Source organism: Mycolicibacterium novocastrense, assembly GCF_001570485.1.
Taxonomy (GTDB): Bacteria; Actinomycetota; Actinomycetes; order Mycobacteriales; family Mycobacteriaceae; genus Mycobacterium; species Mycobacterium novocastrense.
This window is the reverse complement of sequence record NZ_BCTA01000016.1, coordinates 1-16,527: the sequence shown is the minus strand read 5'-3', so window position 1 is coordinate 16,527 and position 16,527 is coordinate 1. Positions and strand designations below refer to the sequence as shown.

Sequence of the window (16,527 nt, the reverse complement as noted above, 5' to 3'; positions counted from 1 at the left end):
ACCTCCTCGCCGGGAACAAGACTATCGGTCTCGCAACAAGACTGTTAGTCTCAAAAATCTCCTTCGGAAGAGAGCGACGCATGGTCGACACCCTCAGCCGGTCTGAACAGGATATCGGCGCCAGCGTCGCCCACCTGTCTCCTCGGGCGCGCGTCTGGTTACTCACCGTGGCCTGCTTGGGCGTCGCGCTGGCCATCAGTTCGATGGTGGCTCTCAACGCCGCGCTGCCCGACATCGCGATCGAAACCACGGCCACACAAGCACAGTTGACATGGGTCGTCGACGGTTACACCTTGGTGCTCGCGTGCCTGTTGTTGCCTGCCGGCGCGATCGGCGACCGGTACGGTCGCCGCGGCGCTCTGCTCGCCGGTCTCGGAATCTTCACGCTGGCCTCGGCCGCGCCGCTGATTTTCGACGGTCCAGTCGCGCTGATCATCGCTCGCGCCGTGGCCGGCGTCGGTGCGGCGTTCGTCATGCCGGCCACGCTGTCGCTATTGACGGCCGCATACCCGAAGGCCGAACGCAACAAGGCCGTCGGCATCTGGGCGGGTGTCGCGGGTTCGAGTGCAGTGGTCGGCTTCCTGGGATCCGGTGTGCTGCTGCACTTCTGGTCGTGGCAATCGATCTTCTGGGCATTCGCGATCTCGGGTGCGGGGCTGTTCGGCCTCGCGTGCACGGTGGCCTCGTCTCGTGATCAGCAAGCCACACCGCTGGACTGGCCGGGAGCCGTATTGGTTGGCGGGGCCGTCGCGGTTTTCGTCTACGGCGTGCTCGAGGCGCCCATGCGCGGCTGGACACACCCGGTCGTATACGGGTGCATGGCCGCCGGGGTTGTCATGGCGGCCGCCTTCGCGGTGTGGGAACTGCGCAGCGCGCACCCACTACTCGACGTCCGCTTGTTCGCCAAGGCCGACTTCACCACCGGTGCCGTCGTCGTGACGTTCTTCTTCCTCGCCAACTTCGGATTCTTCTTCGTCTCGATGCAGTACATGCAGCTGTTGCTCGGCTACACGCCGCTGCAGACGGCGTTCGCGCTGGCGCCCCTCATCGCCCCCCTGCTGGTCCTGAGCCTCACAACGCCGTGGTATCTGCCTCGACTGGGTCTCCGGATCGTCTTGTCCACCGGCCTGACACTGATTGCGGTCGGGCTGTTCTACATGCGAACACTAGATGTCGACTCGCCGTACTTGGATCTGGCGCTGCCGCTGCTCATCATGTCGACGGGTATCGGGTTATGTACTGCGCCGGCGACTTCGGCGATCATGGGGGCGGTGCCGGACGAGAAGCAGGGCGTCGCGTCGGCGGTCAACGACACCACCCGCGAGGTGGGGGCCGCCCTGGGCATCGCAGTCGCGGGCTCCGTGCTGGCCGCCCAGTACGGCGACAGGCTGCAGCCCCATCTGAGCGCACTACCCGAATCGCTCCGCACCGCCGCGTCGAATTCGTTGGCCGAGGCGCTTGAAGTGGCCGCGCGGCTCGGTCCCCAGGGCGCTTGGCTTTCGGAGTTCGCGCAGCGGGCCTTCCTGGAGGCCATGCACATCTCGCTGATCGCACTGGGCGTCCTCTGCGCCGTCGCGGCGGCGTTCATCGCGCTGTGGGCGCCGGGCCGCGACGGCAGGCAGTTTCGCTTCATCGAGCGGATGGTCTCGCGGTCAGACGATGAACTCGGCCGCCCGGTGCCCGACCATGACGATGGTGGCGTGCGGACCCCGGCTCGGGATCACCGGTAGCACCGACCCGTCGACCACCCACAGCCCCTCGACCCCGCGCACCCGGCACCGCGGGTCGACCACGGCGAGGTCGTCGCCGTCGCCCCCCATCGGCGCGGTCCCCGACAGATGCTGCGACGTCGACCATGACGCCGGACCGACCCCGGCCGCCCCGCCGACGAGTTCGCGGGACAATGCGATTCCGGCACGCAGCTTTTCCACATCGTCGGGCTCACTGTCGTAACGGTGCTCGATGACCGGGGGGACATCGGGGTCGGCGCTGACGATCGTGACGACCCCTCGTGACTTCGGGCGCATCAACGTCACGCCGATATGGGGGTGGTCAGCTGGATCGTCACGCCGTCCGCTCACCATGGCCCCGAAACCCGCTGTGTACGGACGAATCTCGAGCCCGTCGTCGGTGGTGAGCACGGCCTCCAGAGGTGGGAGCCCGTGTGTTTCCGTCCAGTTCACCGGTAGCACCCATTCGGGATGGTCCGACATCACGGCTCCCACGGGGAGGTTCGCCGCCACCGGTATGCCGACGCGCTCGAGGGCGTCAGGCGGACCCACACCAGAGAGCATCAGAAGGTGTGCCGACCCGATTGCACCGGCGCACAACACGATCCGGTCCGCCTCGAGATAAACGGCACCATCCGGGCCCGTACACTCCGCGCCGACCGCGCGTCCGGCCGCGATCCGGATGCGGCGGACCCGGGTGCTGGTGAGCAGTGTCAGGTTCGCGCGGTCCGAGGCTGGTTGCAGGTACGCCCCACCGGGGCCCATCCGGGCGCCCTGGTAGACGTTCAGCGGCACCGCCCCCACTCCGGCACCCACCGGCGCCTCGGCCGTCGACCCGTTCAGATCCGCTACCCACGGATGTCCGGCTTCGGTGGCTGCCTTCACGAACGATGCTGTGCAACCGTCGAATTCGGACACCCGCTGAATCCGTATCGGCCCTTCTGAGCCGTGTACCGCATTGTCGAAGTCGAGGTCGGTCTCGATGGCCCGGAAGTGCGGAAGCACTTCCGGCCATGTCCAGCCGGGCAGTCCCCAGCCGTCGAAGTCCGACGGCAGCCCGCGGCAGAAGTAGCCTCCGTTGACGGCGCCCGATCCTCCGACCACCTCACCGCGCATGAGCGTCGCGTGACGAAGCGGGTCGACGGTCAGTGTGGTCGGGTACCGCCGTACCACCGAACTCGCGGCGCCGATGGGCAGCCGCAGTCCGTCGTTGATCTGCGCCGCGACCCGCGGGTCGGACGGTCCGGGACCCGATTCGACGACGGTGACGCGACATGAGGGGTCGGCGGAGAGCCGCTCGGCCAGAACGGATCCGGCGCTGCCGGCACCGACGATCAGGACGTCACTGCGGACGAACCAGGGTGGCCTCAAGTCCGGATCTGGGGTTTGAGCGCACCGAGGTGTCGCTCACGGACAACCCCTGTCCACAGACCTGCCCCGTAGGCGATGTCGTCGAGGCGCTTGAGGACGATGTAGGTGAGCAGGCCGACCCGTTGGGTGTCGTCTTCGGTGTTCCGGCTCCGGGTCAGCCAGTCGACGACCCCCTCCACCACCGCGGCCACGAGCACGACCTGTCGGCATCGTCGAGACAAGAGCGCGGCGACGAGCGCGAGCGGCCAGTAGTGCCGGCAGATCGCCGACGCCAGCTGCATGGCCGCCGACCACAGTCCGTGTGCGGCCACCACCGCGACGTCCTTGGGTTCGGGTTCGACGCTCGACAGGGACTTGGCGATGCGGCGCCCGGTGATGGTTGCGACCACGATCGAGGCCAGATAGCCGATCGACGATCCCATCGCCATCAGCATCCACGCCACCAGCGTCCAGCCCGAGATCACCAGCGGAGCGGTCTTGCCGGGGTGGCGGACCGAGAGCGGTGCGGCGGCTTCGCCGTAGAAAGACCTGCGCGAGAACCACTCTCGCAGTTGCGTCCGATGATCGTGCGCCACCAGCGCGATGGGCTCATAGCGCAGTCGCGCGCCGGATTCGATGAGTCGCCAGCACAGATCGACATCCTCACCCGATGTCAGCGTCTCATCGAAGCCGCCGACCTCGCCCAGCATCGCCCGCCGCCCGATGATCGCGGCACTGGGTACATAGGACACCGTTCCATAGGGCATCACCGGGGCCTCCCGCAACCCGAGGTCCAGCGATGAGCGCACCGCCTCGTAGCGGGCGACCACATTGTCGGGTTCGCGGAGGCCGACGATGCGCGGTGCGACCAGGCCCACGGCCGGGTCGCAGAAGTGGCCCAGCAGCGCTTCGAGCCATCCGCGCCGCGGTACGACGTCGCTGTCGAGGAAAGCCACGAAGTCGGTCGTGCATGCGGCCAGACCGGTGTTGCGGGCCGCCGCGGGCCCGCGGCTGCGCTCGTGGCGCAGCACTTGCACCCCGCCGTGAACGTCAGCGAAGTCGGCCGCGTCCAGTGGTGTCTCAGAGCCGTCATCGACGACGATCACCCGCAGGCCCCGCACGGCGGTGAGCAGTCTGCTCACACCAGAAGCGTTGTCGCGCACCGGTATAACCACCGTCACGTCCCGGTGCGACGGGCCGCTGGCGGGACGGGGATGCGCGACCGTCGCGTCGAGCAGGGTCCGGGCCAACTGAGCGCTGACGGCGTCGTGCACTTCGAGCCTGCCGCCGTTGAGCATGGTCTGCGCCGCCGGCGCCAAGCGAAGGAGGCGGGTCGGGGAGCCGCCGAGCAGGGCCGAGCCGTCGCCGAGCACCTTCACCCGGCGGTCCACCTGTACGGCGAAGCCGTCGGGCAGTCGCGGTCCGGTCATGTCAGCATCCCGTCGCGATCGGGTGCCCAGCGCACGATCCGCCGAAGGCATGTCTCGACCATATCGGGAAAGATGCGGGCGCCGTCCTCGACGGTGGCGGTGGTCGGATCGCCGAGCACGCCGACCTCGCTGACCGCGGCCACCCCACCCCGCCGCATCTCGGGGATCAGCTCGCGAAGGGGCGCCTTGTTGCCGGGCACACGCTCGTCGATGCGGACATCCTGCGGCGAAATATGTAGCAATACAGACGTTTCGGTATGGCCCGCGTGCGCGTCGGCGCCCGCGACCGTGCACGAGCACCAGCCCGCATCGCGTCCCTCGTACCGCAGCAAAGCGGTCGCGGCGGCCAGCGCTTCGACGTTGCCGCCATGACCGTTGACGAAGACCAGCCTCGACGCCCACCGGGATGCGGACCGGCCGTACTCCACCAGCAACAGCCTCAGCGCGGACGTCCCGATCGAAACGGTGCCGCTGAACTCCTCGTGCTCACCGCTCGCGCCGTAGCCGATGGCCGGCGCGATCATCCAGTTGACGCCGTCGGTGCCGACAAGCCGGTCAGCAACCGCCCTACATACGGCGGTCGCGATCCGGGTGTCGGTGTCCAAAGGAAGATGGGGGCCGTGCTGCTCGGTGGATCCGACGGGTACGAGGAGGGCTGACGGCTTGCTCTGCAGCTGCTTCGACGTCGCATTCGCGAGCTCGCTGACAGATGGCACCCGCCGATGGTAGGCCGAATTCACCTGTCGTGCGCCAATTGTTGAAGCATGCGCAGCAATTGATTCACCGAATTTCTCGCCGCCGGCAGCGCCGTCGCCCCCTCAGTCCCCTGCGCCCCGCCTGTACCAGCACGTTCCCGGGCGCCGGGCCGGCTGTCAGGTGGTCGAACCTCCGGGCACGCCGAGCGCCCGGACGAACCCGGGAGGGACCAGCACGTCGTCGGGCCCGAGATCGTGCACCGATGCGCGCCCGAGGCCCATCAATGCGGAATCGATGCCTCCCCGCAGAACGTCGAGCACGTTCTCGACACCGGCCTGCCCGTTGGCCGCCAGACCCCACAGATACGCCCGCCCGATCATGACCGCGCGGGCACCGAGCGCGACCGCCTTGACCACGTCGCTGCCCCGTCGGATACCACCATCGAGCACCACCTCGATGTCGTTCCCGACGGCCTCGACGATCGGCGGCAGCGCGCGAATTGACGCGGGCGTCCCGTCCAGGTTGTTGCCACCGTGATTGGACACTGAGATCGCTGAAACACCCGCGTCCACAGCACGTTTCGCATCGTCCACCCGCATCACGCCCTTGAGCATGAAAGGACCGCCCCACAGTTCACGGAGCCAGGCGATGTCCTCCCAGGTCGGCGGCGGGGTGCCCATCCACTCGCCGTACGCGGCGAAGAACGGCGGACCCTCCTCGCCTCGCGCGGCCTGATTGGGGACCCGCAGGTTCGGCGGCCGCAGGGTCTTACCCCACTGCCACATCCAGCTCGGTCTGGTCAGCCCGGTCGGGAGCATCCGCACGGTGGTGCGCAGGTCCATCTGCTCGGGGATCTTCGGGCTGCCCCAGTCGCGGCCGTGCGAGAAGCTCCAGTCCGTGGTGACGATCAGGCCGACCGCACCCGCCTGCCGAGCGCGCTCGACCCGGGCCGCGATCGCGTCCCGCCCGCCCAGCCAGTAGACCTGGAAGAAGAGCTTGGGGTTGACCGCGATCACTTCTTCGATCGGCTTGCTGGCGAACGACGACAGACCCATCGCGGTGCCGCGGGCGGCGGCCGCGCGCGCCACCGCGACCTCGCCGTCCGGGTGGACCGCCTGCACCCCTGTCGGTGAGATCAGCACCGGCAGCGAAATCTCTTGTCCCATCACGGTGGTGGCGAGGTCGCGCTTCTCCGTCGCACCGACGACGTGCGGCGCGAAGCCCAACTCGGCGAATGCCTCGACGTTGTCGGAGACCGTCACGCCCTTCTCGCTGGCGGCGATGAGCGCCGAGTACACCGGCTTGGGGAGCCGGCGCCTCGCGCGCTCCTGGGCGGCGGCGACCGTTTCGAACCAGGTGTCGGCCATGATCACACCGGACTTTCGTTGCAGAGGCGTTTCGGAGGCGCTCCGGCGCCGACATCCGATCGGGGAGGCGTCGTCAGCAGCTTGAGCATCACCGGACCCGATCGCGAGTGGTCGACGCTGGACTTCGGCTTGATCCGCTCTTGAGCCAGGGCCGGAGCGCCGTAGCCCTGGACGCACTCGGGGTCCGGGCCGTCCATCGGCAGCCCGGTGAAGAACTTGGCGGCCATGCACCCGCCGCGGCAGCTGTCATAGTGCCCACAGCTGCCGCACGCGCCGGCCGACTGCGGTTCGCGCAGCTCGCGGAAGAGCGGCGCGTTCTGCCAGACATTCTTGAAACCACCGTCGGACAGAATGTTTCCGGCGTGGAACCGGTCGTGAATGGCGAACGGGCACGCGTAGACGTCGCCGACAGGATCGATGAGGCAGACGACGCGACCGGCCCCGCACAGGTTCAGCCCGGCGAGCGCGCCGGGCTCACCCAACCCGGCGAGGTGAAAGAACGAGTCCCCGGTGAGCACCCGCTCACCCTTGGCGACCAGCCAGTCGTAGAGCTGGACCTGTTGGTCGGCGGTGGGGTGCAGGTCGTCCCAGACGTCGGCGCCCCGGCCCGACGGACGCAACCGCGTGATGCGCAGCGTTGCACCGTATTGCGCTGCGAGAGCGGCGAAGTCGTCGAGTTGGTCGACGTTGTGGCGGGTGACGACCACCGAGATCTTGGCGTCCTTGAAACCGGCGTCGACCAGGTTCTGCAGGGCCCGGGTCGCCATCGCGAAGGATCCCGCCCCGCGGACGGCGTCGTTGATCTCCGCCGTGGCGCCGTCGAGGGAGATCTGCACGTCGACGTAGTCGCTGGCCGCCAGCCGGGCCGCGACCTCGGGCGTGATGCGCACACCGTTTGTGGAGAACTTCACGCCGACGTGGTGGGCGGTGGCGTAGTCGACGAGCTCCCAGAAGTCCGAACGCACGGTCGGCTCGCCGCCGCCGATGTTGACGTAGAAGACCTGCATGCGCTCGAGCTCGTCGATGATGTCCTTGCATTGCTGCGTGGTCAGTTCGCGCGGGTCGCGCTTACCCGACGACGACAGGCAGTGCACGCACGCCAGGTTGCAGGCGTAGGTCAGTTCCCAGGTCAGGCAGATCGGCGCGTCGAGGCCGTGCTCGAACTGCTCGACCAGCCGGGGCACACGGACGGCTTCGGTAGATGTCATTGCGGCACCAGCATTTTCGATCGAGCAAGCACACCGAGTGCTTGCAGGTACGGCGCCTGCTGCGTGTCGTCGATACCGGCGGCACGGCAGGCGGATCGGACGTCGGGATGGTCGGACAAGGTGTTGACGACGTCGACGATGGTCCGGTTCTTCAGGAACGACAGCTTGCGCGTCCCGAAGTGGTAGAGCAGCGCCCCGAACGGCTCCGGCCGCACCGCCACCTGGTGGTGCAGCCGCCAGCCGAGTTCCGGGTCGAATGCGGTGCCTTCCTCGGGCGCCGCCGACGACGAGGTCACGGTCAGTAGACCCCGCACATCCCGTCGATCGACACCTCTTCGACGAGCGTCTCGGAAACCAGCTCGTCGTTCTCCACCTGCTGCTTCGATTCCATTTGGCCCTCCATTGACTTCTGCTTCCGATATCACCGGTTCTCGACAACTGTGATCGAGGTCGCAATAATATGGCATCGAGTGCCTAAATGGAAAGGGGACCCCCGATGGGGCCGGACCAGCACCGGGTGGGCCGCCGGCGCTCGACGACGTGGGACCACATCAGCAACGTGGCCATCGACCTGTTTGCCGCGCACGGCTTCGACGACGTCAGCGTGGACGACATCGCCGAAGCCGCGGGGATCGCCCGGCGCACGCTGTTTCGCTACTACCCGTCCAAGAACGCCTTGCCCTGGGGGGATTTCGACGCCCATCTCGCCCACATGCGGGATCTGCTGGCCGATCTCGATCCCGAGGTGCCGATCGGGGATGCGCTGCGCACCGCGTTGCTGGCGTTCAACAGTTTCGATGCCGCCGAGACGGCGCGCCACCGGATGCGCATGCGGGTCATCCTGGAGACCGCCGCGCTACAGGCCTACTCGATGACCATGTACGCCGGCTGGCGCGGCGTGGTCGCCGAGTTCGTGGCCAAACGGCTCAACGCCACCGCAGCAGACCTGGTACCGCAGACAGTGGCGTGGACGATGCTCGGGGTCGCGCTATCCGCGTACGAACACTGGCTGGCCGACGAGACGGTCCCGCTGGCCGCGGCGCTCGGCGCGGCATTCGACACCGTCGCCGACGGGCTGTGGGCCCTCGATCGCTGAATCACCTCGTCGCACTGGACCACCGCGATAGCTTGGTGCGGTCGCGGAAAGGAAGCCGATGGCCGAGCAAAGCGCTGAGCAGAAGACGGGTCATGATCTGCTCTACGACTCGCTGTGGACGAAGGGCACGGCTTTCACCCACTCCGAGCGTCGCCGATTCGGTCTACTGGGACTGCTTCCTGCCGCAGAGAAGAGCCTCGAGCAGCAGACCGAACATTCGTGGCGCGAGTTCAGCAGGCGTCGTGAGCCGCTAGACAGACACATCTATCTGCGAAACCTGCAGGACCGCAACGAGACGCTCTTCTATCGCGTGCTGCGCGACCATATCGCCGAAACCATGCCGATCGTCTACACACCGACCGTCGGGGAGGCGTGCCAGCGCTTCAGCGAGATCTACCGGCGCCCACGCGGCCTGTTCGTCTCCTACCCCGACCGCGACTTCCTGCGCGAGATGCTGCGCAACCGCCCGCGCCGGGAGGTCGACGTCATCGTCGTCACCGACGGCCAGCGCATCCTGGGCCTGGGCGATCAGGGCATCGGCGGCATGGGTATCCCCATCGGCAAGCTCTCGCTGTACACACTGATCGGCGGAATCGACCCGGCCCGCACGCTGCCCGTCGTGCTCGACGTCGGTACCGACAACGTCGAACTGCTCGAGGACCCGCAATACCTCGGCTGGCGCCATCGCCGCATCGGTGAGGACGAGTATTACTCGTTCATCGACGATTTCGTCACCACGGTGCACGACGAGCTGCCCGACGTCCTTCTGCAGTGGGAGGATTTCGCCACCGCGCACGCGCTGCCGATCCTTCAGCGCTATCGCGACAAACTGCTCACGTTCAACGACGACATCCAGGGCACCGCCGCGGTGACGTTGGGAGCGCTGCTCGGTGCGGCCAAGGTGGCGGGGCGCCCGCTGTCCGAGCAGCAGGTGGTGATGCTGGGGGCCGGCTCGGCGGGCATCGGGGTGCTCGAGATGGTGCACCGTCAGATGGTCAGCGAGGGCCTGTCGGCGCAGCAGGCGTCGGCGCAGATCTGGGTCGTCGACGTCAACGGTCTGCTCACCGATGACCGCACGGACCTGTCCCCCGGTCAGCGGGCGTTCGTCCAGCCCGCGGAGCGGGTGGCGAGCTGGGGTTTGTCCGGGCCGGCTCAGCTGGCCGATGTCATTCATCACATCGATGCCGGTGTTCTACTCGGATTGTCAACCGCCACAGGTGCTTTCACCGAGGACATCGTGCGCGAGATGGCCACCAAGGTCGATCGCCCGATAATATTCCCGCTGTCGAATCCCACCAGCCGGGCCGAGGCCCACCCCGCCGAACTCGACGCGTGGACCGGTGGACGGGCGTTGGTGGCGACAGGCTCGCCGTTCGCGCCGTTGCAACGCGACGGCGTCGAGCGGCCGATCGCGCAATGCAACAACGCCTACATCTTCCCCGCGATGGGCCTGGCCGTCACGGCGGCGCAGGCGACCCGGGTGACCGACGAGATGATGCGCGCGGCGGCGGCCGCGCTCGGCGACGCGTCCCCCGCCCTCGCCGATCCCGGGGCACCGCTGCTGCCGGCGTGGTCGGACATCCCCGATGTGGCCGGACACATTGCGCAGGCGGTCGCGACACAAGCCGTCGCCGACGGCGTCGCGCCCACCCGCACCCCCGACGAGTTGGCGCAGCGGATCGTCGACGTGCGGTGGACTCCTCAATACCGGGACTGAACCCTCCGTCCCTGTCCGCGAGCGCTCATCCTTGTACGGTCCGGGCGCCGAATCTGTACAGAAGTGAGCGCTCACCGAAAAAAGTTGCGGCAAGACCGTCGGAGTTCGGCGCGCGACGGCGACGATATGGGTGTGAGCGCCGAACCGAATGGCACCGACGCTCCACGGGAGCTGCTGGCCTTGTACGACGAATCCTTGCCGGTGGTGTACGGATACTTCGTCCGGCGCTGTGGTGACCGTGGAACCGCCGAAGACCTGACGTCGGAGACCTTTCTGGCGGCGATGGATGCCGCGAGAAAGGCCGCTCCGCCACCGATGACCGTGCCGTGGTTGCTCGGCGTGGCGCGCCACAAGTTGGCCGACCACTACCGGCGCCGCCACGACCGGTTCACCACCCCGGTCGCAGATCTGCCCGAACCCATCGAGCCGCCCGACGACTGGGATGCCGAGCTGGACCGCATCGTCGCTGAAAGCGTGCTCGCCAAGCTGCCCGAGCAGCACCGCACGGTTCTGGCGCTGCGCTACATGGACGACTGCTCGGTGCCTGAGTGCGCCGAGCTCATCGGCCGCACGGTGCACGCGACCGAGGCGCTGCTGGTGCGGGCCCGCAGGGCTTTTCGCGCTCACTACCCGGAACCGGAAGGGAGGAAGTCGTGAACAACAGCCACGATCCGCTGGCCGTGCTGCGCGGCGACGAGCTTCCGGTCACCCCAGACCCGGCTTTCGCCGCCGGGCTGCGCGCACGACTGGAGTCGGCGCTTTCGCTACCCAATCGAACCGAGGAGGTCGTCATGAGTGGAACCGATACCGCGATCGCCGAACTGTCCGAGCCGAGCGTCGAGTCGACGCTCCCCCGGTCAGCGGCACTTCCGTATCTCACGGTGCGCAATGCTCGCGATGCGATCGCGTGGTACGTCGAAGCGCTCGACGCCACGGTGGTCGGGGAGCCGTTCGAGATGGACGACGGCCGCATCGGTCACGCCGAGTTGGCGATCGGCGACGGCGTGCTCTACCTCGCCGACGAGTATCCCGAGATCGGACTGAGAGCGCCTGCAAGGCAGTCTGTTTCGGTGAGCCTGATGCTGCGTGTGGCCGATACGGACGCTTCGCTGGAACGGGCGCGCCGGCTTGGGGCGGAGGTGCAACGCGAACCGTACGAGAACTACGGCGCGCGCAGCGCCGCAATCGTCGATCCGTTCGGCCACCGCTGGATGCTCACCGGGCCCGTGACGGCTACGGCCGTCCCGATCCAGCACGGCGACGTCGGCTACGTGTCGGTGTGGGTGCCCGACGCTGACCGGGCCGCCGTCTTCTACGGTCATGTCCTCGGCTGGACCTATGACCCCGCGACCCACCAGGTGACCAACACCGATCAGCGAATCGGCATCTTCAGTTCCGACAGGCCCCAGGGCATGCTGTGCTGCTACGCGGTCACTGATCTCGACGGGGCACGACAGTCGATCATCGACGGCGGCGGCACTGTGGGACAGTCCCAGGAGTTCGACTTCGGCAGCGTGCTCGACGCCACCGACCCCGCCGGGACGGCGTTCGCGGTCTTCCGGCCGGTCCCCGGCATACCGCGTCCAGCACTCAATGGCACTGGGCCGGGCGAACTTTCGTATATCACCTATCAGGTCCCGAGCTCCGGTGCGTTCAAGGAGTTCTACAGCAGGTTCCTGTTCTGGACGTTCGAGCCCGGACGCATCGACGACGGCTGGGGGGTGCGCGAGACGCATCCGATGGCGGGCGTCGCCGGGGGTAACGCCGATGCGGTGACCGTGCCGATGTGGTCGGTCGCCGACATCGACGCGGCAGTCGCGCGGGTGCGCGAGGCGGGTGGCACCGTCATCGAGGAGCCCTCGCAGCAGTCCTACGGGAAGTCCGCGCTGTGCACCGACGACCAGGGCACCCGTTTCTACCTCGGCGAGCTCTAATCGGCGGTTCCGGTGTCCGAACCCTCGCTCAGCGACTGTTCGGACACCCGAATCACTTGGCCAGAAGGTCGGTGATGGGTGCGCGCGCCGCGATCTTGGCGCGCACCTTCATCACCTTGCCCGGCATGCCGCCACCGACGACGCCGGCCACCACGCCGTCACGCTCGTAGTAGGCGAGGAACTTGCGGCCGTCGTCCTCGACGACGTGGACGACGTCTTCGGCCTCCGGTTCGCCGAGGCACTGGATCTTGACGTCGTACTGGTCGCTCCAGAAGTACGGCACCGAGACCGCCGTCGGCGGTTCCTGCCCCAGCATCGTCGGCACCAGCACGCGGGCTTGGTCGGCAACATTGCTCCAATGCTCAACGCGCACTTGGTGACCGAGGTTGTGCCGCCATGACGCGACGTCCCCGATGGCCCAGACGTGCGGCGCGCTGGCGCGGCCATGGTCGTCGCAGACCACCCCGTTGTCGAGCTTGATGCCGCTGCCTTCGAGCCAGTCGGTCGTCGGACGCGATCCGATGCCGACAACCACCAGATCCGCTTCGAGTTCGGTGCCGTCGCTGAGCACCACCGTCTCCACGCGATCCGAACCACGCACTTCCGAAACGCCGACGCCGCAGCGCACGTCGACACCCTCGGCTCGATGCACCCGGGCCACGAGCTCACCGATCTGCTCACCGAGCACCGACGCCAAGGGTGCCGGTTGCGGCTCCACCAACGCGACCTCGACGCCGAGCTTGCGCAGGCTCGCCGCCACCTCGCAGCCGATGAACCCGGCACCGATCACGACGGCGCGACGAGCCGAATCGGCCTCCTGCCGAAGGGCCACGCTCTCGTCGTAATTGCGAAGCACGTGGATGCCCGCGAGGTCGGGAAAGGACGGAATGCGCTTGGGCACCAGGCCCGTAGCGATGATGAGTTCGTCGTAGGGCAACTCGGTGCCGTCGGCGAGCGTCAGCGTCTGGGCGGCCGTGTCGACAGAGCGCGCGCCGTTGCCCAGCAGCACGGCGATGTCATTCTCCTCGTAAAACTCCGCGGGCTTGAGCGTGACGTCGTCGGTCTCGGCGCGCAGCACCTCCTTCGACAGCGGAGGCCGGTCGTATGGCAGATGGTCCTCGTCGCTGACGATCGTGACCGGTCCGGTGTACTCCGACCGACGCAACTGTTCGGCGGTACGGGCGGCCGCGAGTCCGCCGCCGACGATGACGATGCCCGCTGATGTGGTCATGGGCAGTTTCTTACACGATCCCTACGGCCATTTGTCCGCCACCCCGGGCAATGGTGCTCAGCCGCGATCGCGGTCGATGACGTTGGTCAGCACGACGATGCTCTCGCTGCGCTCTACCTGGGCAGCCGAGCGGATACGTTCCAGCGCCTCCTCCAGGTGGCGCATGTCGCGCGCCACGACGTGCAGGATCGCGTCGGCGGTGCCGGTGACGGTGGCCGCGCTGATGACTTCAGGGATGTCGATCCATGCCGCCCGCAGGCGTTCTGGGGCAATGGTTCCGCGACGGAACACTTGCACGTACGCCTCGGTGGTCCAGCCGAGCGCCGTCCGATCGACAACGGTCGTGAAGCCGCGGATGACGCCGTTGTCGAGCATGCGGTCGACTCGGCGTTTCACCGCGGGGGCGGACAGGTTGACCCGCTCCCCGATCTCGGCGTACGTCGCGCGGGCGTCATCGGTGAGTGCGGCGAGAATCTGCTCGTCGGTCGCGTCGAGGCGGTCCATCGTCACCTCCACACGCAATAGATCATCGCTTTCGCGCACTGTACACAACAAACCGCTGCTAGACACGCAACGAACGGAAATTGATTGCATCAGGACCGGTATCTACCGTTGATTCATGACGTCCTTCGGTGTGGCTGCCGCCTCCCGGTCCGGTCACCGGCGCCGGCGCGACGTCCGACTGCGCAACTTCGTCATGACACCGCCGACGTACTTTGCCGTCGAATACTCGATCAACCCGTGGATGGATATCGAGGCGCCCGTCGACCCCGCACTGGCCCTGGCTCAGTGGGAGAGATTGCGGCGCACATATCAGGAACTCGGACACGTCGTCGACCTCGTCGAGCCTGTCCCCGGACTGCCTGACATGGTGTACGCCGCCAACGGCGGCCTGGTGGTCGGCGGTACAGCAGTGGTTGCGAAGTTCGCCTACCCGCAGCGCGCAGGCGAAACAGCCGCGTACGGCGCTTGGATGGTCCGCCACGGATACGAACCCGTACAGACGCGCCACACCAACGAAGGCCAGGGCGACCTGCTGGTCGCGGGTTCGATCCTGTTGGCAGGGTATGGATTTCGGACCGATCGCCGTGCACACGGCGAAATCGCGCAACTGGTCGGCCGACCGACGTACAGCTTCGAACTGGTCGATCCGCGGTTCTACCATCTCGATACCGCCCTTGCGGTACTCGACGACACGACGGTCGCGTATTACCCGCCGGCGTTCAGCAACGCCTCGCGGGTGAGCCTGCGGACACTGTTCCCCGACGCGATCGAGGTGGCGAGCACCGACGCCTACGTCTTCGGCCTCAACGTGGTGTCCGACGGGTGCAATGTCGTGCTGCCTGCCGCGGCGACCGGCTTCGCCGCCCAACTGCGCGACGCGGGATTCAACCCCATCGGCGTCGACCTGTCCGAGCTGTTCAAGGGCGGCGGCTCCATCAAATGCTGCACGTTGGAGGTACATTCGTGACCACGCTGGAAGCGACGGGAGCCGCGATCGCGATCGACGATCGCTGTGTGGCGCACAACTATGCACCGCTTCCCGTGGTCGCAGCGAGCGCCGAGGGCGCGTGGATCACCGATGTGGAGGGCCGCCGCTACCTGGACTGCCTGGCCGCATACTCGGCGGTCAACTTCGGCCACCGCAACCCGGAGATCACCGCCGTCGCACACGCGCAGCTGGACACCGTGACGTTGGTCAGCCGCGCTTTCCACTCCGAGCGGCTCGCACCCTTCTGCGCGGCGCTGGCCGAACTCTGCGGCAAGGACATGGTGCTGCCGATGAACAGCGGCGCCGAAGCGGTCGAGACCGGGATCAAGGTGGCCCGCAAATGGGGCACCGACGTCAAGGGTGTTCCCGCCGGTGCGTCGAATATCGTGGTGGCGGACAACAACTTCCACGGCCGCACGACCACGATCATCAGCTTCTCCGACGACGAGACGGCCCGCCGCGGCTTCGGTCCGTACACCCCCGGATTTCGTGCTGCGCCGTTCGGTGACGCCGACGCCTTCGCCGACGCGATCGACGACAACACCGTCGCGGTGCTGGTCGAACCGATCCAGGGTGAGGCGGGAATCATCGTTCCGCCCGACGACTTCCTGCCGCGGCTTCGCGCGTTGTGCACGCAGCGCAACGTGCTGTTGATCGCCGACGAAATTCAGTCCGGGCTCGCCCGAACCGGGAAGACGTTCGCCTGCGAGCACTGGGGCGTTGTTCCCGATGTCTACCTGCTCGGAAAGGCGCTCGGCGGAGGGGTGATGCCGTTGTCGGCGGTGGTGGCCGACTCCGAGATCCTGGGCGTGCTGCATCCTGGTGAGCACGGCTCCACCTTCGGCGGGAATCCACTGGCCGCGGCCATCGGCTCGACCGTGGTGGCGATCTTACAGCGTGGCGAATTCCAATGCCGCTCAGCCCAACTCGGTGCGCACATGCACCACAGATTGCGGCAGTTGACCGGTCACGGCGTCGTGGCGGTCCGCGGCAAGGGGCTGTGGGCCGGCGTCGACATCGATCCGGCGTTGGGCACCGCCAAACAGGTCAGCCTGCGCCTGGCGCGGCGCGGGGTCCTCGTCAAGGACACCCACGGTTCGACCCTGAGATTCGCTCCCCCGCTGGTGATCACCGAGCAAGAGATCGATTGGGCCATCGACCAGTTCGCCGCCGTCCTGGCCGGCTAGCTGTGATGCCCAGGGAGGTTGTCCCTCCCGTTATCGGTGAGCCTGTGTGACAGGGAAGGCCTCCGGTTGTGAAGTGGAGCTGTCTAAGA

The 16,527-nt window shown here is 67.5% G+C and carries 16 protein-coding genes; 7 read left to right on the top strand and 9 right to left on the bottom strand.

What is annotated here, in order from left to right:
* The first annotated feature begins 80 nt into the window (after positions 1-80).
* Positions 81-1,730: an MFS transporter gene (locus RMCN_RS04485; protein WP_067387618.1), complete on the top strand. Its 1,650-nt coding sequence runs from the start codon at positions 81-83 to the stop codon at positions 1,728-1,730.
* On the opposite strand, the gene mftG is transcribed toward RMCN_RS04485, so the two are convergent.
* From mftG to mftA, 7 genes are all read right to left on the bottom strand, one after another.
* Positions 1,653-3,101, bottom strand: coding sequence for a mycofactocin dehydrogenase MftG (gene mftG / locus RMCN_RS04480; protein WP_067387617.1), 1,449 nt, complete (start codon positions 3,099-3,101; stop codon positions 1,653-1,655). The two genes, RMCN_RS04485 and mftG, sit on opposite strands and share 78 nt — an antisense overlap.
* Entirely contained in the window at positions 3,098-4,510 is a 1,413-nt protein-coding gene (gene mftF / locus RMCN_RS04475) for a mycofactocin biosynthesis glycosyltransferase MftF (protein ID WP_064415510.1), read from the bottom strand. Before mftF ends, mftG begins: the two co-directional genes overlap by 4 nt.
* Complete coding sequence (mftE, locus tag RMCN_RS04470) at positions 4,507-5,250, bottom strand: mycofactocin biosynthesis peptidyl-dipeptidase MftE (RefSeq protein ID WP_064415509.1); 744 nt, start codon at positions 5,248-5,250, stop codon at positions 4,507-4,509. The genes mftF and mftE overlap by 4 nt, the downstream gene beginning before the upstream one ends.
* Before the next feature lie 132 nt (positions 5,251-5,382).
* Positions 5,383-6,573, bottom strand: coding sequence for a pre-mycofactocin synthase MftD (mftD, locus tag RMCN_RS04465; protein ID WP_064415593.1), 1,191 nt, complete (start codon positions 6,571-6,573; stop codon positions 5,383-5,385).
* A 2-nt stretch (positions 6,574-6,575) separates the two neighbouring features.
* Positions 6,576-7,781, bottom strand: a complete 1,206-nt coding sequence (mftC, locus tag RMCN_RS04460) for a mycofactocin radical SAM maturase (RefSeq protein WP_067387616.1) — start codon at positions 7,779-7,781, stop codon at positions 6,576-6,578.
* A complete protein-coding gene (gene mftB / locus RMCN_RS04455) occupies positions 7,778-8,095 on the bottom strand; it encodes a mycofactocin biosynthesis chaperone MftB (protein ID WP_067387615.1) in 318 nt (105 codons plus the stop codon). The genes mftC and mftB overlap by 4 nt, the downstream gene beginning before the upstream one ends.
* A complete protein-coding gene (gene mftA, locus RMCN_RS04450) occupies positions 8,080-8,172 on the bottom strand; it encodes a mycofactocin precursor MftA (RefSeq protein ID WP_067387614.1) in 93 nt (30 codons plus the stop codon). Before mftA ends, mftB begins: the two co-directional genes overlap by 16 nt.
* 105 nt (positions 8,173-8,277) lie before the next feature.
* Between mftA and mftR the strand changes: the two genes are divergently transcribed.
* The 4 genes from mftR to RMCN_RS04430 all read left to right on the top strand — a co-directional run bounded on the left by mftR (position 8,278) and on the right by RMCN_RS04430 (position 12,528).
* A complete protein-coding gene (gene mftR, locus RMCN_RS04445; RefSeq protein WP_064415507.1) occupies positions 8,278-8,877 on the top strand; it encodes a mycofactocin system transcriptional regulator MftR in 600 nt (199 codons plus the stop codon).
* 58 nt (positions 8,878-8,935) lie between these two features.
* Positions 8,936-10,594, top strand: coding sequence for an NAD-dependent malic enzyme (locus RMCN_RS04440; RefSeq protein ID WP_067387613.1), 1,659 nt, complete (start codon positions 8,936-8,938; stop codon positions 10,592-10,594).
* Between the two features lie 132 nt (positions 10,595-10,726).
* The gene (locus RMCN_RS04435; RefSeq protein WP_064415592.1) at positions 10,727-11,251 is read left to right on the top strand and encodes an RNA polymerase sigma factor; all 525 of its coding nucleotides are present in this window, start codon (positions 10,727-10,729) and stop codon (positions 11,249-11,251) included.
* Positions 11,248-12,528: a VOC family protein gene (locus RMCN_RS04430; protein WP_064415505.1), complete on the top strand. Its 1,281-nt coding sequence runs from the start codon at positions 11,248-11,250 to the stop codon at positions 12,526-12,528. Before RMCN_RS04435 ends, RMCN_RS04430 begins: the two co-directional genes overlap by 4 nt.
* Positions 12,529-12,580: 52 nt before the next feature.
* Here RMCN_RS04430 and RMCN_RS04425 read toward each other — a convergent pair whose 3' ends face one another.
* The gene (locus tag RMCN_RS04425; protein ID WP_064415504.1) at positions 12,581-13,759 is read right to left on the bottom strand and encodes an NAD(P)/FAD-dependent oxidoreductase; all 1,179 of its coding nucleotides are present in this window, start codon (positions 13,757-13,759) and stop codon (positions 12,581-12,583) included.
* Between the two features lie 57 nt (positions 13,760-13,816).
* Complete coding sequence (locus RMCN_RS04420) at positions 13,817-14,263, bottom strand: Rv2324 family transcriptional regulator (protein WP_064415591.1); 447 nt, start codon at positions 14,261-14,263, stop codon at positions 13,817-13,819.
* Between the two features lie 115 nt (positions 14,264-14,378).
* Between RMCN_RS04420 and ddaH the strand changes: the two genes are divergently transcribed.
* Both ddaH and rocD read left to right on the top strand, forming a co-directional pair.
* Complete coding sequence (gene ddaH, locus RMCN_RS04415) at positions 14,379-15,230, top strand: dimethylargininase (RefSeq protein ID WP_064415503.1); 852 nt, start codon at positions 14,379-14,381, stop codon at positions 15,228-15,230.
* On the top strand, positions 15,203-16,438 hold the full coding sequence (rocD, locus tag RMCN_RS04410) for an ornithine--oxo-acid transaminase (protein WP_067387612.1): 1,236 nt from the start codon (positions 15,203-15,205) through the stop codon (positions 16,436-16,438). Before ddaH ends, rocD begins: the two co-directional genes overlap by 28 nt.
* The last annotated feature ends 89 nt before the right edge of the window (positions 16,439-16,527 follow it).